We start from the raw sequence: 16,784 nt of genomic DNA on the forward strand, positions 1-16,784 counted from the left end.
CCGTTCTTACGGGAAGGGGCGAAGCCCTAATTCGGATGCCACCAGCGGCCGCCGATAACGACGCCTTCGGAGACGATCTTCTTGTCGCCGATGAGGTGCTCGCCGACGACGTCCTCATAGTCGAACTGGCCTTGCTTCACCGAGATCAGCGTGGCGTCGCCGACGCTGCCCGGCTTGAGGCTGCCGAGCTCTGGCCGCCGCAACGCCATTGCGGCATTCTCGGTCGAGGCCGCAATCACGTCCGACAGCGACATGCCCATGCAGAGGAATTTCGACATGGTCGTCACCTGGTCGAAGGCCGGGCCGTCGATGCAGAGCTGATGGATGTCGGAGGAGATCGTGTCCGGGTAGAAGCCGTTGGCGAGCATGGCGCGCGCGGTCTTGAACGCGAACGAGCCCTTGCCGTGGCCGATATCGAACAGCACGCCGCGCTCGCGCGCATCCAGCACCGCCTTCTTCACGGTGCCCTGCGCGGTCGCCGGCGAATTCGGGAACGGACGGAACGCATGGGTCAGCACATCGCCGGGACGCAGGCGCGCCAGCACCTCTTCATAGGTCGGCGGCGGATGGTCGATATGCGCCATCAAGGGCATGCCGACCTCGTCGGCGACCTGGAGCGCGATATCGAGCGGCACGGCGCCCGAGGTGCCCGAGGAGTGCAGCCCGACGCGCACCTTGATGCCGACGATGACATCGCGGTTGGCGTCCGCCACCTTCGCCGCCTCGATCGGATTCATCAGCCGCAATTCCTCGCTCTCGCCGACCATGATCCGGTGCGAGAAGCCGAAAATGCCGGCATGGGAGACGTGGAGATAAGCGAGGATGCGGACCTGGCTCGGCTCGATCACATGCTTGCGGAAGCCGGCGAAATTGCCGGGGCCGGCGCTGCCGGTGTCGACCGAGGTGGTCACGCCGGAAGCGCGGCAGAATTCCTCGGCATCGATGCCGAGCGAGGTGCCGCCCCAATAGACGTGGGTGTGGAGATCGATCAGGCCCGGCGTCACGATGAACTGCGAGACGTCGCGCACGTCTGTGCCCGGATCCGCCTTGAGCCCGCTGCCGACGGCAGCGACCTTGCCACCGGAAAAGGCGACATCGGTCACCGCATCGAGCTTCTGCGAGGGGTCAACGACCCGTCCGCCGCGCAGGATCAAATCGAAAGGCATCATTGTCTCCGAATGTGGGCAAGCAACTTGGGCAAGCAACTTGGGTAAGCATGGACCGGGCTGGAAGGCGCGCTTCCAGCCCGGTCGCTTCTGTTAGCAATTTTCACGCCGTTCAAGCAAATCAACAGCGCTCAATGCCCGTTCGGCCTGCGATCCGCGCGCGGCGCCTCTTCCTTCAGCCGCTCCAGCGCATCGGGCATCATGCGGCCGAACATCGAGCTCAGCATCGCGGTCGGGATCAGGCCCGCATTGTTGCTCTCCTGGCCTTGCGCGCCGGACATCAGGAATTGCGGCACCAAGGGCTGGTTGATCTTGGTCAGGGCTTCCGCGAACTTCGCAAAGTTCTGCTCGGCGAGCCTGAACTCCGGTCCGCCGTAAGCGTCGACCGAGAGCTTTGTCGACTGAGCGTTGGCCGTACCGACCGCAAGCACGCGATCGGCCTCGCCCTGGCCCTCGAGCCGTGACTGCTCGCCGACCGCGGCGGCGGTCACCTTTCGGGTCTCCGCGTCCTTTTGCGCGCGGGCGAATGCGGCAGCGCCCTCGTTCTCGTTCACCTTGATCTGGATCAGCGACTGCGTCAGCGCGGTCTGCGCCGCCGCGGTTGCCTTCGCTTCGTTGAGCGCGCGCTCCTGAACGGCGGCCTTCTCCTGCTCCTGGTAGGTCTCGATCTGCTCGCGCGCGATCTGGCGCGAGCGGAGCTGGATCAGGATGTTCTCGATGGTGTGGTCGCCGGCAGCGGCACGCGGCGTGCCGATCAGGACTTCCTGGAGGTCGAGCGAATAGCTCTCGAACTTCGCCTTCATCTGCGCCGCCGATTCTTCCTGAATTTGTGCCCTGTTCTGCAGCAGCTCGATCAAGGTCATCTTCTGCGCGATGTTCTTGAAGAACGCGCTGACCATCGGATCGAGCGTCTGCTCGACGAGCTTCTTCACGTCGCCGAAGCGCTGGATGATCATCGGCGCCTTCTTGTAGTCGATATGCATCACCACCGAGAGCGGCAGCGTCGGCTCGAACGCATCGCGGGTGATCAGCGAGATCTCCGACAGGTTCTCGTCCAGCTTCATCGCACCGACCTCGCCGCGCACCCATTTCAGGATGAAGTTGACGGTCGGGATGATCTCGATCTTGCCGGCATAGGTGTTGAACGCGTATTTGCCGGGCAGCAGCGGGTCCTTCCAGACACCGCGGCCGCCGTTCACGACCAGTTCGCCATGGCGATATTGCTCGCCCGACACGTCGTCGCTGTGCGGGCCGGTGTAGAAGATGACGACGCCGACATTGCCGACCGGGATCACCGTTTTCGGCACGGCCTCGACGGTCGCGAACAGGCGGTTGATGTACCAGGTGCCCTCGACGATGACCTGGAGCTGCCGGCCACGGTAGCCGCCGGCCGCCAAAAACTTCTCGGGCTCCTGGAAATTGTTGTGAAAGATCTCGTCGTCGCGCAAGTCCGTGCCGACCTCTGGCGCGATGATCTCGCCCGACGGCAGCGACGGGCCGTCATGCACGGTGACCACGCCGACCAGATCATGATCGGCCGCGAGCACGACGGGCGCGAAGCCCCAGCGCTCGGCGATGGTGAGCTGCATGGCGTCGAGCACGCTACGCTCCTGCCCGCTGAGGGCATGACCGTAGACGCGTTCGTCGGTGATGATCGCGAACTGCGTCGTGTTGATCGCATAGGTGCCTTCGCGCAGGATCTTGCGCTGCGGCCCCTTCTGGCCACCGCCGAGCAGGAAGCGCCGCACGTCCTGGAAATCCGACCTGTCCTCGGTGTCGTTGGCGCCGAGCACCTGCGATGGCTGAAGCGGCGCGCCGTCGCGCGCGAACACATAGGCGATCTTGCCCTGTCCGACCGTGACGAGATCCGATTTGTGGATCCGGTACATGAACGGAAAGAACACGTGCAGGCCGCCGCGCAGCACTTCAGGCTCGTAACCGGCTTCGCCGTTCAACGCGATGAAGCCTTCGTCGATCGACCCGGTCGTCGACCACAGCTTCTCGACGATACCAACCTGATTGTTCGGAATATAACGAAAGATATTGGCAATCCGCAGCAGGATCACGAGCGCGATCGCTGCCGCGGCCCAAAGCGCCGGCTGCATCAGCCAGGCGCCATCGAAACCATTGACGTTCATAGTTCATCTCCACAATTCGCAACTGGGCGGCCATGTTAACCAAGGCCACACCCCAGAATTGCGGGAGCGGAGATGTGAATCCGGCCCTCGCTTCGCAAGCACGATGTCGCGCAAAGCAGTGCCGATCTTTTTTTATTGGAGCCTTGACGCGCGGCAAAACCGCGAGAACCGCCGGCGGCGCAACTGACTCAGCCGTGCCAGTGCGAACCGCGGATGACGCTGCAGAAATTGCCGCGATGAAAATGCGGCTCCTTGTCGGCGATGACGTCGGCCTTGACGTTGCCGAACGTCGTGTCCGGCTTGTGCCTGATGCCATCGTAGAATGCCTGGATGATGTCTTCCTTGAAGTGCGGCGTGCGCGGAAACGCTCTCACCACCGCCTCGCGCTCCGCGTCGGAGTATTCCTTGTAGGTCAGTCCGAGCACGTCCATCTCGACGCCCGCCGTCACCAGCGCGACGACGGGATGCATGTGCTGCGGCACGCCCGGCGTGGTGTGCAGCGCGATCGCGGTCCAGACCGTGTAGGCATCGTGTTCGGAGATGCCGTGGCTGCGCAGGAAATCGCGCGCGGCGTGCGCGCCATCGACCTCGAACCGCTCGTGCTTGCTGCCATGGCCCGGCATCAGCCCGATGTCGTGAAACATGGCGCCGGCATAGAGCAGTTCGCGGTCGAACTTCAGCCCGCGGCGGATGCCGGCCAGCGCGCCGAAATGATAGACGCGGCTGGAATGGTTGAAGAGCAGATCCGTCTCGGTGTCGCGGATGTACTCGGTGATGGCGCGCGCCAGCTTGCTGTCGGGGATGGCGGTGGCTTCGGTGATCTCTTGCATGACGGTCTCCTGAAAATCCTGGCTCGACCGCAAGCTAGATCGGAGCTAGCTTGTCCTCAAATGACGTAACACGTCTAAAACGGACAAATACCGACCGAGCCGGACATGCGCGCGAAGCTGAAATCGAGAACTATCGTGATCATTGCGCTGCCCGGGGTGCAGCTTCTCGACGTTGCCGGGCCTCTCGACGTTTTCGCCGAGGCGAACTTACAGGCCGGCCACGAGGCCTATGCGCTGATGGTGGCGGGGGCAGGGCCGGGTCCGATCCGCAGTTCGTCGGGCGTGCGGCTGATCCCCGACCGCGTCATCGATCGCGGCTTCCAGGACAGCATCGACACCTTGTTGATCGCGGGATGCCCGAACGCCGCCGACGTGCCGGCAGACGGCGTCGTGATCGATTGGCTGCGCCGACGCGCTTCCAAAACCCGGCGCTTCGGGTCGGTATGCTCGGGCGCCTTCTTCCTTGCCGCGGCGGGGCTTCTCGACGGCCGACGGGTCACGACGCATTGGGCGGTCGCAGACCGGCTCGCCGAAAAATTCCCCTCTGTCAGCGTCGACAAGGACGCGATCTACGTCACCGACGGCAAGCTCCGCACGGCTGCCGGCGTGACCGCCGGGCTCGATCTCGCTCTCGCGCTCGTGGAGGAGGATCTCGGGCGCGAGATCGCGATGAAAGTTGCGAGCCAGCTCGTCATGTTCTTCAAACGCCCGGGTGGACAAATGCAGTTCACCCGCAAGGGCGAGACCGTCCCCGCCGGCCGCGCCGCGCTGCAGGAGCTGCAGCGCTGGGTCGCCGCCAATCCCGGACTGGATCACAGCGTCGCGAGCCTCGCGGCGCGCATGGACATCAGTCCGCGTCACTTTGCGCGGCTGTTTCGTGCCGAGGTCGGAATCACGCCCGCCACCTGGGTCGAGGAAGCCCGCGTCAACGCTGCAAGGCGCCTGCTGGAGCTTGGAAACGAAGCCCCCAAGCAAGTGGCCAAGCACTGCGGCTTTGCCGACGCGGATACGCTGCGCCGCGCGTTTGCCCGCCATGTCGGCGTAACGCCTGCCGAATATCGCAAGCGCTTTGCGCGGATTTCGGCTTCAGCGATCTGAGGGGAGTAAGAGAATGGCGATCCCGGCATGACTCGAACATGCGACCTACGGTTTAGGAAACCGCCGCTCTATCCGGCTGAGCTACGGGACCGCGGAACCCGCCGGTAACGGCAGGTTGCCTGGGGCTGTACATATCAAAGCGGGGGCCGGACCGGAAGCCCTTCGCTTGGCCGAATCCGTACGCACTTCAGGTCGTCCCGAAACCCGACCCCGCCTTTTTGTATTCAGGCCGTGGTGGACTGAAAATATCGAGCACGCGGGCGCCGTCAGGGCCGGCGCGCATGGTGTGCGGCACGTTGCCGGGTGTGCGCCAGAAGTCGCCCTTCTCAACGGCAATCCCCTCGCCGCCCTGGACACGGATCGCAGAGCCTTCGAGCAGCACGCCCCATTGCTCCTCGGCATGATGATGCAGCTTGCCTTGCGCATGCGGCGCCAGCGTCACCACCGACAACATCGCTTGCTCGCCGGAGAAGATGCGCGTGGTCACCCCTGCCGCCAGCTCGCGAAACAGCCCATCGGCGGCATTGTCGAGATTGTGGAATTCGTCCTTCTGGCTCACGGCGCTCTCCCCTTATCTCTATTTAGCTTCAGACTGACGCACAGTGGCCAAGAGCCGGTCCTTGAACTCGCCCCTCAGGGTAACGAACAAGCTCGACCATTTGCGGCTCCGGAATTCGCAGCGGCCAAGCGGACAATAATCTTTATCATGATAGTCTCCGAAGACGATGCCGACCATCGTCATTCGGCGGCCCCACTGGCGAAACAGGGCGCTGCCTGATGCTCCGAATTCGAACTCGCAGTTTGTTTCAAAAGTCCGCCAATCCCTCGCGTCGCGGATTTGGCACTCTTGTATCGTCTTGTTGAACGGCCCGGCCTTGTCCATCTTACCGGTGGCTTCGATATCATAGCCCACGACCGCCAGAACACGCTCTCGCTCCACCAGAGTTTCGGGCTGCTCATAAATTTCGTAGGGCGTCACGTCGGCAGGAAATGCGAGCTTTGCGACGGCCCAATCGGCGCTGCCCTGTTTTGGCGCACTGTCGATGCAGGATCCCATCCATACGGCCGCCGACAAAGGAATGGTGCGCCTCTCCGCTCCCAAATAGTATTCGAATCTACATTTTTCAGGCGGCGTGTGGGGCTTGCAGACGTCCCGGAATGCGTGAGCAACCGTCGTGATCACGTCGCGCGCGCCAGTGACTTGAGCACTGCTGGCTCCGCCAGGGCATCGCAAGATTCCACTTGCCGCAAACCGCTTTCCAACTGCATCCACGGCAAGATCGTTTGCTTTTGCGTACGTCTCTTCCGTCATTCGACCGTAAGAAGTCGTCGACGCACCATCGGAGGCAAGAGTCCCAATCTCCGGCGGTCCTCCGGAGGTGAACTGAAGCAGAATCAAAACAGCAAGCAGGACGAATGCGTAACTCCGCAGCACTTGAAGTGATCTCCGCTAAAAGCGCGTTGGCGAGGAAAATATTTGGAAATAGCCTCCGACAGCGGCAACGGTCGGCAAATCATCTCGCGCAGATCACGACTTGCCGTAAGACCCCTGATAGCGGCCCTCGCGGATAGCCTTCAGTGTCTCATCCTCGCGCTTGATCTGGACGCGCACCGCCTCCAGCAGCGCCGCGGCGCCGGCGGCGGGAAACGACACCACACCGTCCTCGTCACCAACCACGATGTCGCCGGGCGAGATCACGCTGCCGCCGACCGTGACAGGCACGTTGATCTCACCGGGACCATTCTTGTAGGGGCCGCGATGGATCACGGCGCGGGCGAAGCAGGGGAAGTCGTCGCCGGCGAAGGCCGCGACATCGCGGATCGCGCCGTCGATCACGTAGCCTTCCGCCTTGCGCCACTGCGCGATGTTTTTCATGATCTCGCCGACGAGCGCCCGGGTCTCGTCACCGCCGCCATCGACCACGATGACGTCGCCTGGACCGACCAGCTCGAGCGCGCGGTGAATGGCGAGATTGTCGCCGGGCCGGGTGCGCACCGTGAAGGCCGCGCCGATCAGCCTGCCGCTGCGATGATATGGTTTCAGCCCGACCGCACCCGGCAACCGGCCGAGATTGTCTGATATGATCGAGGTCGGCGCATTCCGAAAGCCCTCGATGATATCGGCCGGCGGCTTCGGCACGCTGTTCGCTGCGATGGTGATGGTCATGGAATTCAGTCCCTCTGTGATGTCTTATTCGGCGTGCGCCCGCGCCTTCGCAGGGATGATGCGGAAGGCACGGCCCTCCTTCATCCACGCGGCGCGCTCGTCACGCAACAACGTGCGTCGAACCTTTCCAGAATCGTCGCGCGGCGGCGTGCTGACGATCTCGAAACTCTCGGGATGCTTGTAGCGGCTGAGCCTGTCTTTCAGGAAGTCCGCCATGCCGTCCGCAATGACCTGGCCGTCCGCATTCGCCTCCGGCTCGATGATGGCGTGCACGCGCTGGCCCAGTTCCGGATCCGGCAAGCCCACCACCACGCAGGAGCGGACGCCGGGACATTCGGAGACGGCGGCCTCGACCTCGGCGGGATAGATGTTGGCGCCACCGCGCAGCACCATGTCGGCGAGGCGGTCACCGAGATAGAGATAGCCTTCGGCATCCAGCCTGCCGATATCGCCGAGCGATTCCCAGCCGTCGGCGCGACGCTTCGGCTCGGCGCCGAGATAGTGATAGGTGGCATCCTTGCCGTCATTGTTGAGGAAGTAGATCTCGCCGGTCTCACCGGGCGCGACGTCGTTGCCGTCCTCGCCGATGATGCGGAGCTTCGCCGTCTCGCCGATCTTGCCGACCGAGCCCTTGTGCGTCAGCCACTCCGTGCCGGAGATGATGCAGGCACCCTGCCGCTCGGTGCCGCCATAGAGCTCCCAGACCCGCTCCGGCCCGAGCCAGGCGATCCAGTTCTCCTTCAGCCAGGGCGGCATCGGAGCCGCCATGTGGAAGACGGTCTGCAGGCTCGACACGTCGAAAGCGTTGCGAACGTTCTCCGGCAGCGCCCAGATCCGGTGCATCATGGTCGGAACGAAATTGACCCATTGCACGCGCTCGCGTTCGATCTGCCGCAGCGTCTCCTCGGCGTCGAACTTGACGAGGCCGGTGAGCTTGCCGCCGTAGAACAGCGCATAATGCGACACGATGAACGGCGCATTGTGATAAAGCGGGCCCGGATTCAGCAGCGAGGCGCCGAAAGGCATGTTGAGCGGCGGCGCTGCAGCCGTGTCGACGACCGCGGGATTGTGGTCGAGGATCACCTTGGGACGACCTGTCGAGCCGCCTGATGTCATGGCCTTCCAGTAGCGCGCCACCGGCGGGTCGATCGGCGCGTCGGAAAAACCTTCCGGCACGAAATCCGCCGGCAGGCGATTTTGCGCATTCCAGTCGGCCTCGCCGCCGACCACCAATGCCGGCCTGAGGATCTCGAGCACGGCTGCGGCTTCACCGCGCGGCAGCCGCCACGACAGCGAGGTCGGCGTCGCACCGCATTTCCACACCGCAAAGCTGGTCTCGAAGAACGCGTTGCCGTTGGGCAATCCGATCGCGACGAAATCACCGGGCTTGACGCCCTTCGCCGCAAATGCCCGCGCGCGCCGGTTGGCACCGCGCTCGAGCTGGTCCCATGTCAGTCGATCCTGCCCATGCTGGACGGCGATGCTGCCTTCGGGTTTGCGTTGCGCATACCAGCGCGGCACATCGGACAGGGGCAGGAGCATCAGGCGTTTCCACTTCGTCTTCTTGGCGGCGCCTCAGGATGAGACGCTCACGGCGCGAAGTGTAACAGCCGGGGCCGGACCTTCAAGGCATCAACGCTCCGCGCCGCAGCCCGGAATATCGAACAGCGCCGCGAGGCCGCATTTCGAAGTCAGCATCTTGTCGCCGTCGTGGCCGACGCCGGCGACGTCCCACACCCTGTGATTGGGCGTGCCGTGATCACGCTTCGCCATCACGTCCACATAGTTGTGGCCACGCGCGTAGCGATACGGGCCCTGGGCCTTCGCCATGCAGCTCTTGTCGAGCGCAGGATGCTCCGGATTGGTATCGAGCGTACCGAGCAGATAGATCACCTCACGTTCGACATAGCGCTGCTCGAGCGCAACCGGCGTCGCGTCGCCAAGATAGGGCGGACGCGCGTCCATGCCGTATTTCCAGTTGTTGTAACCCGGGCAGGATGCGGCGATCTTCGGCTCAGGCCGTTCGCTGCTGAAATAGGCATAGGAGGAAGGATTGGCGACGACATAGCGCACGTCGATGTGCTGGCGCGACAGAGCCACCTCGCCCTTGCCGGCGATCGCGTAGCGCTGCGCGACCTGGCCGCCGCCGGAATGACCGGCAACCACGACCTGCTTCAAATTCGGGAATATACGCCGGTCGGAAAGCTTGGCGAGGATCGCGTCGAGTGCCTCGAAGGAGGACACCGGGTTCGGCGCCAGCGCGGCGTCGCCACCCTCCCACCCTTCCAGCGACCAGCGCAGCGTGTCCGCGGACAGCTTGTGCGCTTCGATATCGATCTCGGCCAGGAACTGCGGCACGATCATCAGCGCGCTCTGGCCATCGCCACCCGCCGCGAGCTGCGCGGTATGAGCCGACATATAATAGTCGTCGGCATTGCGCAGGCGTCCATGCAGCACGATGATGGCGCGGGAAATTGCAGGCAGCGGCATCGACCAGTCGCTGGAGAGATAGAGCGGCAGCATGCCCTGGCCGCCGACCGAGAGCCGCGCATCGGCAACGACCTTCACCGGCTTGCGATTGGGCGCATCCTCGTCCGCGGCAAACGCTCGATCGCAAATCAAAACCAATGCGACGGCGGCGATGCAGGCCAGCACTCTCATGACCGACTTTCCCCTTTGGATTCAAACCGATAAAATTCTAAACGCATCCAGTGCCGTGCGGCTGTGACTCCTGCGCCACGTCAAGCAAAAAATGTCAGCATCCCAGCCATGATTTTCCGGGGTTCCACGGGTGACAAGGCGTCGATAATGGAGCAAAAATCAGGCCCGACTCAGGTTGGGTTGAGTTTCGCAGGGAATGCTCTCGTAAAATGTTGTTCGTGTTTGCATCGCGTCGTGCGGCGCCGCTTCTCGTTGCCGCAGCAGGAGTTTTTCTGCTGACGTCGTCGCATGCCCACGCGCAATGGTGGAAGCGCGCACCGGTTGACTTCGAGGAATGCGCCGACGCTGCCGAAAAAGCCCCGACCAAGGCCGAGAAGACCTCGGCGCTCGCAGACTGCAATGCCAAGTTCGCGGGCCGGCGCAAGGCGGGCGGCGGCTACACCTATTACGACTTCCTGCAGGATCGCACCTTCGACATCGCCGGGCCGAACCCGACGCCGGACGAGCAGAAGAAGATCGACGAATCCTACACCGCCTATCTCGCCGATCAGCGCCGCAGCAATGAAGCGGCCCAGGCCACGGCGCGGCAGCAGCGCGAGCAGCAGGAACAACAGGTGCAGCAGCTTCAGCAGGTCGCGTTGCGAACCGAGGTCGAGCGGGTGCCGGTGCCCGTGGAACGGCCGAAGGCGCTGCGCCAGAAGGGCACGCCCTGCACCAAGGGGTCGTTCTCCTGCGAATGGCCGCGGCTGTCGGAGAGCTTGAACGATATCAAGAAGCTGTTCAGCCCGACGCCGAGCAAGCCGGCGAAGAAGGGATAAAGTTGCGACGACAGTGGAGTTTGTTGCCTCAGTGCGCCTGCTTCTTCTTGCTCTTCTTGGGTGTCGTCACCGGCGGCGTAGCCGGTTCCGGAGCCGTCTGTGAATTGCTCAACGCCTTGCGGCTCTCCTGCAAGCGCGCATCGTAGCCGGGAGAGTTCGTGACGGTCGGTGGCCGGGCGCAGGCCAGCGTCGACGCGCCGCACAGCGCGGCCAGCGCGAGCCCGATCATCAAACAACGCTTCATCCCGCTCCTCCCTCGCTCTCAAGCCGCGCCGCGGATCTGCTGTGGCGAAAGCCCCGGCGGGCCCTTCCCGGCCGTCTCCGCCTGCTTGATCAGCGCAACAATGCGGCGCATCAGCGGCGCATCGACATTGTTCTGCTCCGCCAACGCAATGACCGCGCCCTGGAGATAGTCGATCTCGGTCTTGCGGCCCTGCTTCAAATCCTGCCACATCGAGGAGCGTGCCTCGGGATCGATCTTCATCGTCCGCCCCAGGATCGCGTTGAAGATCATGTCGGGCAATCTCAGCAGGGTCGGCGTCCAGTTCGACGGGATTGGCGTTGCCGAGGCCGGCGTGATGCCGGCGGCCTTCAGCGCGGCCAGACCTTCCGCCATCTGGTCGGCGAACAGTCTTCGCCAGTCGCGGTTCGCCAGTTGCGCGGCGAGCGGCATGTCGGACAGCGCGCTGAGCGCGTTGTTCAGATTGATGATCAGCTTGCCCCATTGTACGCCGGCGATGTCGCGGCTGGCGCGCAGATTGAGCCCCGGCACCGAGAGCGCCGCTGCCGTGTTGTCGGCATCTTCGCCAACGGTGATGTCGCCGGAGGTCGAACGGTGAAAACGCCCCTCACCCATTGCGACCACATTGAAAGGCACCATGCCGGCGAGCACGCGCCGGCCGCCGAGCCGCTCCTGCAGCACCGCGACATTGCCGACGCCGTTCTGCAACGACACGATGACGGCATCCTGCGGCGCGTGCCGCGCGATCTGGTCCGCGACATCGGCGGTGTCGGCGCTCTTGACCGTGACCAGCACGATGCCGGCGCTGTGGAAGATGGAAGGATCCTCCGACAGCGCGAGCCGGCCCGCATCCAGCTTCGTCTCGGCGCCGTCGAAATCCGTGAGCCGCAGGCCAAACCGCTCGATCTCGGTCTTCACCCGCGGCCGCACCAGCAGTGCGACCCGACGGCCGGCAGCTGCCAGCTGGCCTCCGACAAAACAGCCGATGGCGCCGGCGCCGGCCACCACGATCGGTCGATCCGTAACCACCAGATCTTGCTCCCCTTAACGACCGGCCTTCGATAGCAGAGGTAGAGCGGCATGCCCATCACGACGCATCCGCCTTGTAACCGTCATGAGAGCCCCATATGTTTTTGCCCCGGGGGGCAAGTCAGCGGCGAGAGCTCGCCGAACGAGACGCCAAAGGAGAGCACCATGGGTCTACTCGACGTCCTCAACGGCATGCAGAACGGTCCCCGTGGCCCGAGCACCCCGAGCTCAGAGCAATCGTCCGGCGGCATGTCGCCGATGACGATGGCGATCCTCGGCCTGCTCGCCTGGAAGGCATTCAAGCATATCACCGCAGGCCAGCCGGGCGCCGCGCCGCAATCGGCGCCGACACCTGTCCCTCCCCCGGCGAACGCGGGCCCGGGCGGCAGCCTCGGTAGCGCGCTTGGTGGCGGTGGCGGCCTCGGTGATGTCCTCAAGGGCGGCCTCGGCGGCCTGCTCGCGGGTGGTGCGGCGGGCTCCGTGCTCAGCGGCGGCCTCGGCGATCTCCTCAACCAGCTCCAGCAGGGTGGCCACGGCGAGACCGCGAGCACCTGGGTCGGCAAGGGCGAGAACAAGGCCATCAGCCCCGGCGATCTCGCCAACGCACTCGGCGCCGACCAGATCCAGAGCCTGTCGGCCCAGAGCGGCCTGTCGCGCGACGACCTGCTCTCCGGCCTCAGCCAATACCTGCCGCAGGTGGTCGATCATCTGACGCCGGACGGACGGCTGCCGACCGAGAACGAGATCTCGGGACGAATTTAATCGAAGTTGGATCTACGCATTCGGCAAGGGGAGCACTGACATGAGCATGGGCGGCCTGTTGTGGATCATCGTGGTCGGCTTCGTCGCCGGCCTCATCGCGCGTTTTCTGGCACCGGGACCGAACAACCCGAGTGGCTTCATCCTCACCACCATCCTCGGCATCGTCGGTGCGTTTCTGGCGACCTTCGTCGGCCAGGCCATCGGCCATTACAGCCCGGACCAAGGCGCGGGCTTCATCATGGCCACGATCGGCGCGGTGGTGGTGCTGTTCATCTGGCACCGCCTGGTCGCGAGCGGCGTGATCAAGGGGTAGTCACGGCCGCTTTGCGCGTGGTCTATCAACACACTCGATGTCGTCCCGGCGAAGGCCGGGACCCATAGCCACCGAACCTGGTTTGGCGAAGATTAGTAGTTGCCGACTTCGCGCCATAACCACGCCCTGTGGTTATGGGTCCCGGCCCCCGTGCGCAATTGCGCACTAGGCCGGGACGACGGCTGTGTTTGCCGCGCGCGCGGAGCACGACTTCACGTAATCAAATGCATCCCCGCATCCATGCGCACGACCTCGCCGGTCATGTTGCTGGAGGCCGGCATCGCCAGGAAGCAGACGAGCTGCGCGATGTCCTCGGCAGAAGATGCGACCTTGAGCGGCACCTTCGCGATCACGCTGTCGCGCACCTGCTTTGCCTGTTCCTCGCCGCGGCCCTTGGTGAACCAGGGCGTGTCGATATAGCCGGGACACACCGTGTTGACGCGGATCAAGGGCGCCAGCGCGCGCGACAACGACAGCGTCATGGTGTTCAGCGCGCCCTTGCTCGCGGCATACGCGATCGACGAGCCGACGCCGCTGATGCCGGCGACGGAGGAGATGTTGACCACGGCGGATGGGCGCCCCGACGCGTTTGCACCGGCCTCGAGCAGGCTGCGCGCAGCGCGCACCATCTGGAACGGGCCGATCGTGTTGACGGCATAAAGCCGCTGGAAATCTTCCGCCGAGAGCCCGTCGAGATTGCCGTGGGCGACATGCTTGGTGGTGCCGGCATTGTTGACGAGAATGTCCAGCTTGCCCCAGCCGCTCGCGGCTGCAACGATCCTGCGGCAATCGTCATCCTTCGAGACGTCGCCCTGCGCGACCAGCACTTCGGCAGCGCCCGCCTTGCGGCAGAGCTCCGCCGTGGCCTCGGCTTCGGTCTTGCTCGACGAATAGTTGATGACGAGTCGCGCGCCGCTCCGCGCGAGAATTTCCGCGGTCGCAGCGCCAAGCCCGGATGCGGACCCCGTCACGATTGCGCACAAACTGTCCTTGGCCATCCGGATTTCCTTCCCCGTGATTGAATGTGGCGCCTTGTTTAGCGAGTTTGCCGCGCCCTGCAAATCGAGCAAACTCCGCTAAGCGGAATTAGCATTTTTCGATCCTCGCCCCCATGCCGGCGATGCAGATGGGCCTGCGATCAACGCTTGTCAGGGCCATGGCTTTTTCGGATCATCGGGCGCAAGAAGAGATCGCGCGCCGCCCCTCGGGCAGGATGCGCCAATGGCAAAACACGGGGAACGCTGTGGCGGAGAGTGACAATATCGTCGTCGAGACCGCGGAGAAGATCTTCGCCGATCTCGCCGATCCGCAGACCATCAATAACGACAAGAAGAATTCGTGGCAGGCGCCGCTGTGGCAGGCGCTGAGCGAAGCCGGCTTGCCGTTGGCCTGGGTGCCCGACGATCTCGGCGGCTCCGGCGCGAGCCTGGCCGATGGTTTTGCCTTGCTGAATGCTGCCGGCCGCTTCGCCGTCGCGGTTCCCCTCGCCGAGACCATGCTCGCGGGCTGGCTGTTGGCGCAGGCGAAGATCGCTTCGCCCGACGGCGAGATGACGGTACTGCCGGCCTCGCCGAAGGATCGCATCACGATTGATGCCGACGGCTCACTCTCCGGCCGTGCCCGCGGCGTGCCTTTTGCCAAGGCGGCAAAGCATTTTGCGGTGCTCGCGCATGGCAAGGACGGCGTCTCGATCGCGCTGGTCGATGCCGGCAAGGCCCGCATCGAATCCGGGCTCAATCTCGGCTACGACCACAGCGATACCGTAACGCTCGACAAGGTGCAGCCTGTCACCATCAAGGTTGCGCCTGATGGCGTTGACCAGACCAATCTGATGCTGATGGGCGGCGTCGCGCGCAGCCTCCAGATCGCCGGTGCGCTGGAATCCATGCTCGACATCTCCGTGCGCTACTCCAACGAGCGCGTCGCCTTCGAGAAGAAGATCTCGAAATTCCAGGCGGTGCAGCACAATCTCGCGCGCCTCGCCGGCGAATCCGCCGCCGCGCTGGCAGCCGCGACCTCGGCCGCCGACGCCATCGCGAACGCCACGTCCTTCAATGATGAGGTCTACCTCGAAGCCGCCTCCGCGAAGATCCGCTGCGCGGAAGCCGCGGAAAAGGGTGGCGGCATCGCGCATCAGGTCCACGGTGCGATCGGCTTCACCATCGAGCACATCCTGCACCGCTACTCGCTGCGAGCGCTGGCCTGGCGTGACGATTTCGGCTCCGAAAGCCACTGGGCCGTCGAGCTCGGCAAGCTCGTCGCCTCCAGAGGCGCCGATGAATTGTGGCCACTCGTGGCGTCGCGCTAACAGGGAACGAAACACATGACCGCTGCCCTTCGTTTCGATCCGATCCGCCTGCCCGAGAAGTGCGAGCAACTGCGCAAGGAAGTGCGAGCCTTCCTTGCCGAAGAGATCGCCGCCGGTACCTTCGATCCGCACAAGCCCAACCGCGAAGACACCGACGCGCCGGAATTTTCCCGCCGGGTCGGCGCCAAGGGCTGGCTCGGCATGACCTGGCCGAAGAAATACGGCGGCCAGGAGCGCTCCTTCCTCGAGCGCTATGTGGTCACCGAGGAGATGCGCGTCGCCAACGCACCGACGCGGAGGTTCTTCGTCGCCGATCGCCAGAGCGGGCCCGTGTTGATCAAATACGCGCCCGAGCACATCAAGATGGACATCCTGCCGCGCATCTGCCGCGGCGAGATCTGCTTTGCGATCGGCATGAGCGAGCCGAACTCCGGCTCCGACCTGTTCGCGGCCAAGACGCGCGCGACCAAGACCGATGGCGGCTATCTGATCAACGGCACCAAGATCTGGACCTCATCGGCCCACATCGCCGACTACATGATCGCGATCTTCCGGACCTCGCCGCCGACCAAGGAAAACCGCCGTCACGGCCTGACGCAGTTCCTGGTCAAGATGAAGCAGCCGGGCATCAAGGTGAACCCGATCGGCCAGATCACCGGCCAGTACGAGTTCAACGAGGTCGTCTTCACCGACTTCTTCGTGCCCGAGGATCACGTGCTCGGCGAGGTCGACGGCGCCTGGAAGCAGGCGACGTCAGAGCTCGCCTATGAGCGCTCAGGCCCCGAGCGTTTCCTCGAGACCTATTACGTGCTGACCGAGCTGGTCCGCGCGGTCGGTCCCAATCCGGATACGCGCAGCGCCGAAGGCATCGGCCGGCTGGTGGCGCAGCTCCACACCATGCGGCGCATGTCGGTCTCGGTGGCCGGCATGCTGCAGGCCGGCAAGGAGCCGGTGGTGGAGGCGTCCATCGTCAAGGACATCGGCACGGTCTGGGAGCAGCAGCTTCCACATCGCGTGCGCGATCTCGCGGCCTTCGTCGAGGAGACCGCGACCAACCGCGAGACGCTGGAGCGGCAGCTCGACTTCGCGATCAAGACCGCACCGAAACTCACCATCCAGGGCGGCACCACCGAAGTGCTGCGCGGCATCATCGCCCGCGGACTGGGCTTGCGCTAGATGGGATCGAAACCCTGGCGTCGGGCTCCGTTCACCTCTCCCATGGGGAGAGGTCGGCGCGTAGCGCCGGGTGAGGG

The 16,784-nt window shown here is 64.3% G+C and carries 17 protein-coding genes and 1 tRNA gene; 6 read left to right on the plus strand and 12 right to left on the minus strand.

Going from position 1 to position 16,784, the window contains the following annotated elements:
* Positions 1 to 26: 26 nt before the first annotated feature.
* The 3 genes from QA645_RS41520 to QA645_RS41530 all read right to left on the minus strand — a co-directional run bounded on the left by QA645_RS41520 (position 27) and on the right by QA645_RS41530 (position 4,134).
* A complete protein-coding gene (locus tag QA645_RS41520; RefSeq protein ID WP_254135198.1) occupies positions 27 to 1,166 on the minus strand; it encodes an amidohydrolase/deacetylase family metallohydrolase in 1,140 nt (379 codons plus the stop codon).
* A 131-nt stretch (positions 1,167 to 1,297) separates the two neighbouring features.
* Positions 1,298 to 3,304 (minus strand): SPFH domain-containing protein, encoded by a 2,007-nt coding sequence (locus QA645_RS41525; protein ID WP_254127906.1) that lies wholly within the window; start codon positions 3,302 to 3,304, stop codon positions 1,298 to 1,300.
* Positions 3,305 to 3,492: 188 nt separating this feature from the next.
* Positions 3,493 to 4,134, minus strand: a complete 642-nt coding sequence (locus tag QA645_RS41530; protein WP_283046842.1) for an HD domain-containing protein — start codon at positions 4,132 to 4,134, stop codon at positions 3,493 to 3,495.
* A gap of 105 nt (positions 4,135 to 4,239) precedes the next feature.
* On the opposite strand from QA645_RS41530, the gene QA645_RS41535 reads away from it, so the two are divergent.
* Complete coding sequence (locus tag QA645_RS41535; protein ID WP_283046844.1) at positions 4,240 to 5,232, plus strand: GlxA family transcriptional regulator; 993 nt, start codon at positions 4,240 to 4,242, stop codon at positions 5,230 to 5,232.
* 14 nt (positions 5,233 to 5,246) lie between these two features.
* Here QA645_RS41535 and QA645_RS41540 read toward each other — a convergent pair.
* The 6 genes from QA645_RS41540 to QA645_RS41565 form a co-directional block, all read right to left on the minus strand.
* A tRNA-Arg gene (locus QA645_RS41540) sits at positions 5,247 to 5,323 on the minus strand.
* 96 nt (positions 5,324 to 5,419) lie between these two features.
* A complete protein-coding gene (locus QA645_RS41545; protein ID WP_283046846.1) occupies positions 5,420 to 5,791 on the minus strand; it encodes a cupin domain-containing protein in 372 nt (123 codons plus the stop codon).
* Between the two features lie 18 nt (positions 5,792 to 5,809).
* Positions 5,810 to 6,667 carry a hypothetical protein gene (locus QA645_RS41550; RefSeq protein WP_283046848.1) on the minus strand — a complete coding sequence of 286 codons (858 nt, stop codon included), beginning with the start codon at positions 6,665 to 6,667 and terminating at the stop codon, positions 5,810 to 5,812.
* 93 nt (positions 6,668 to 6,760) lie between these two features.
* Entirely contained in the window at positions 6,761 to 7,399 is a 639-nt protein-coding gene (locus QA645_RS41555; RefSeq protein ID WP_283046850.1) for an RraA family protein, read from the minus strand.
* Between the two features lie 24 nt (positions 7,400 to 7,423).
* Positions 7,424 to 8,941 carry an AMP-binding protein gene (locus tag QA645_RS41560; protein ID WP_283046852.1) on the minus strand — a complete coding sequence of 506 codons (1,518 nt, stop codon included), beginning with the start codon at positions 8,939 to 8,941 and terminating at the stop codon, positions 7,424 to 7,426.
* Positions 8,942 to 9,031: 90 nt separating this feature from the next.
* On the minus strand, positions 9,032 to 10,060 hold the full coding sequence (locus QA645_RS41565) for an alpha/beta hydrolase (protein WP_283046854.1): 1,029 nt from the start codon (positions 10,058 to 10,060) through the stop codon (positions 9,032 to 9,034).
* Positions 10,061 to 10,269: 209 nt separating this feature from the next.
* Between QA645_RS41565 and QA645_RS41570 the strand changes: the two genes are divergently transcribed.
* Positions 10,270 to 10,878, plus strand: a complete 609-nt coding sequence (locus QA645_RS41570; protein WP_283046856.1) for a hypothetical protein — start codon at positions 10,270 to 10,272, stop codon at positions 10,876 to 10,878.
* A gap of 28 nt (positions 10,879 to 10,906) precedes the next feature.
* Here QA645_RS41570 and QA645_RS41575 read toward each other — a convergent pair whose 3' ends face one another.
* Both QA645_RS41575 and QA645_RS41580 read right to left on the minus strand, forming a co-directional pair.
* Entirely contained in the window at positions 10,907 to 11,122 is a 216-nt protein-coding gene (locus QA645_RS41575) for a hypothetical protein (RefSeq protein WP_283046858.1), read from the minus strand.
* A gap of 18 nt (positions 11,123 to 11,140) precedes the next feature.
* Positions 11,141 to 12,148, minus strand: coding sequence for a 2-dehydropantoate 2-reductase (locus QA645_RS41580; protein WP_283046860.1), 1,008 nt, complete (start codon positions 12,146 to 12,148; stop codon positions 11,141 to 11,143).
* A 165-nt stretch (positions 12,149 to 12,313) separates the two neighbouring features.
* On the opposite strand from QA645_RS41580, the gene QA645_RS41585 reads away from it, so the two are divergent.
* Together QA645_RS41585 and QA645_RS41590 are read left to right on the plus strand one after the other, a co-directional pair.
* Complete coding sequence (locus QA645_RS41585; RefSeq protein ID WP_283046862.1) at positions 12,314 to 12,910, plus strand: YidB family protein; 597 nt, start codon at positions 12,314 to 12,316, stop codon at positions 12,908 to 12,910.
* A gap of 40 nt (positions 12,911 to 12,950) precedes the next feature.
* On the plus strand, positions 12,951 to 13,223 hold the full coding sequence (locus tag QA645_RS41590; protein WP_194479162.1) for a GlsB/YeaQ/YmgE family stress response membrane protein: 273 nt from the start codon (positions 12,951 to 12,953) through the stop codon (positions 13,221 to 13,223).
* Between the two features lie 212 nt (positions 13,224 to 13,435).
* On the opposite strand, the gene QA645_RS41595 is transcribed toward QA645_RS41590, so the two are convergent.
* On the minus strand, positions 13,436 to 14,221 hold the full coding sequence (locus QA645_RS41595; RefSeq protein ID WP_283046867.1) for an SDR family oxidoreductase: 786 nt from the start codon (positions 14,219 to 14,221) through the stop codon (positions 13,436 to 13,438).
* Positions 14,222 to 14,466: 245 nt separating this feature from the next.
* Between QA645_RS41595 and QA645_RS41600 the strand changes: the two genes are divergently transcribed.
* Both QA645_RS41600 and QA645_RS41605 read left to right on the plus strand, forming a co-directional pair.
* On the plus strand, positions 14,467 to 15,531 hold the full coding sequence (locus QA645_RS41600; protein WP_283046869.1) for an acyl-CoA dehydrogenase family protein: 1,065 nt from the start codon (positions 14,467 to 14,469) through the stop codon (positions 15,529 to 15,531).
* Between the two features lie 15 nt (positions 15,532 to 15,546).
* Positions 15,547 to 16,707: an acyl-CoA dehydrogenase family protein gene (locus QA645_RS41605; protein WP_254127892.1), complete on the plus strand. Its 1,161-nt coding sequence runs from the start codon at positions 15,547 to 15,549 to the stop codon at positions 16,705 to 16,707.
* Positions 16,708 to 16,784 lie beyond the last annotated feature (77 nt).

Source organism: Bradyrhizobium sp. CIAT3101 (assembly GCF_029714945.1).
Taxonomy (GTDB): Bacteria; Pseudomonadota; Alphaproteobacteria; order Rhizobiales; family Xanthobacteraceae; genus Bradyrhizobium.

Coding starts and splice junctions, on each gene's coding strand:
- QA645_RS41520 (WP_254135198.1), bottom strand. CDS start 1,166: ATGCCTTTCGATTTGATCCTGCGCGGCGGACGGGTCGTTGACCCCTCG.
- QA645_RS41525 (WP_254127906.1), bottom strand. CDS start 3,304: ATGAACGTCAATGGTTTCGATGGCGCCTGGCTGATGCAGCCGGCGCTT.
- QA645_RS41530 (WP_283046842.1), bottom strand. CDS start 4,134: ATGCAAGAGATCACCGAAGCCACCGCCATCCCCGACAGCAAGCTGGCG.
- QA645_RS41535 (WP_283046844.1), top strand. CDS start 4,240: ATGCGCGCGAAGCTGAAATCGAGAACTATCGTGATCATTGCGCTGCCC.
- QA645_RS41555 (WP_283046850.1), bottom strand. CDS start 7,399: ATGACCATCACCATCGCAGCGAACAGCGTGCCGAAGCCGCCGGCCGAT.
- QA645_RS41560 (WP_283046852.1), bottom strand. CDS start 8,941: ATGCTCCTGCCCCTGTCCGATGTGCCGCGCTGGTATGCGCAACGCAAA.
- QA645_RS41565 (WP_283046854.1), bottom strand. CDS start 10,060: ATGAGAGTGCTGGCCTGCATCGCCGCCGTCGCATTGGTTTTGATTTGC.
- QA645_RS41570 (WP_283046856.1), top strand. CDS start 10,270: ATGTTGTTCGTGTTTGCATCGCGTCGTGCGGCGCCGCTTCTCGTTGCC.
- QA645_RS41575 (WP_283046858.1), bottom strand. CDS start 11,122: ATGAAGCGTTGTTTGATGATCGGGCTCGCGCTGGCCGCGCTGTGCGGC.
- QA645_RS41585 (WP_283046862.1), top strand. CDS start 12,314: ATGGGTCTACTCGACGTCCTCAACGGCATGCAGAACGGTCCCCGTGGC.
- QA645_RS41590 (WP_194479162.1), top strand. CDS start 12,951: ATGAGCATGGGCGGCCTGTTGTGGATCATCGTGGTCGGCTTCGTCGCC.
- QA645_RS41595 (WP_283046867.1), bottom strand. CDS start 14,221: ATGGCCAAGGACAGTTTGTGCGCAATCGTGACGGGGTCCGCATCCGGG.
- QA645_RS41605 (WP_254127892.1), top strand. CDS start 15,547: ATGACCGCTGCCCTTCGTTTCGATCCGATCCGCCTGCCCGAGAAGTGC.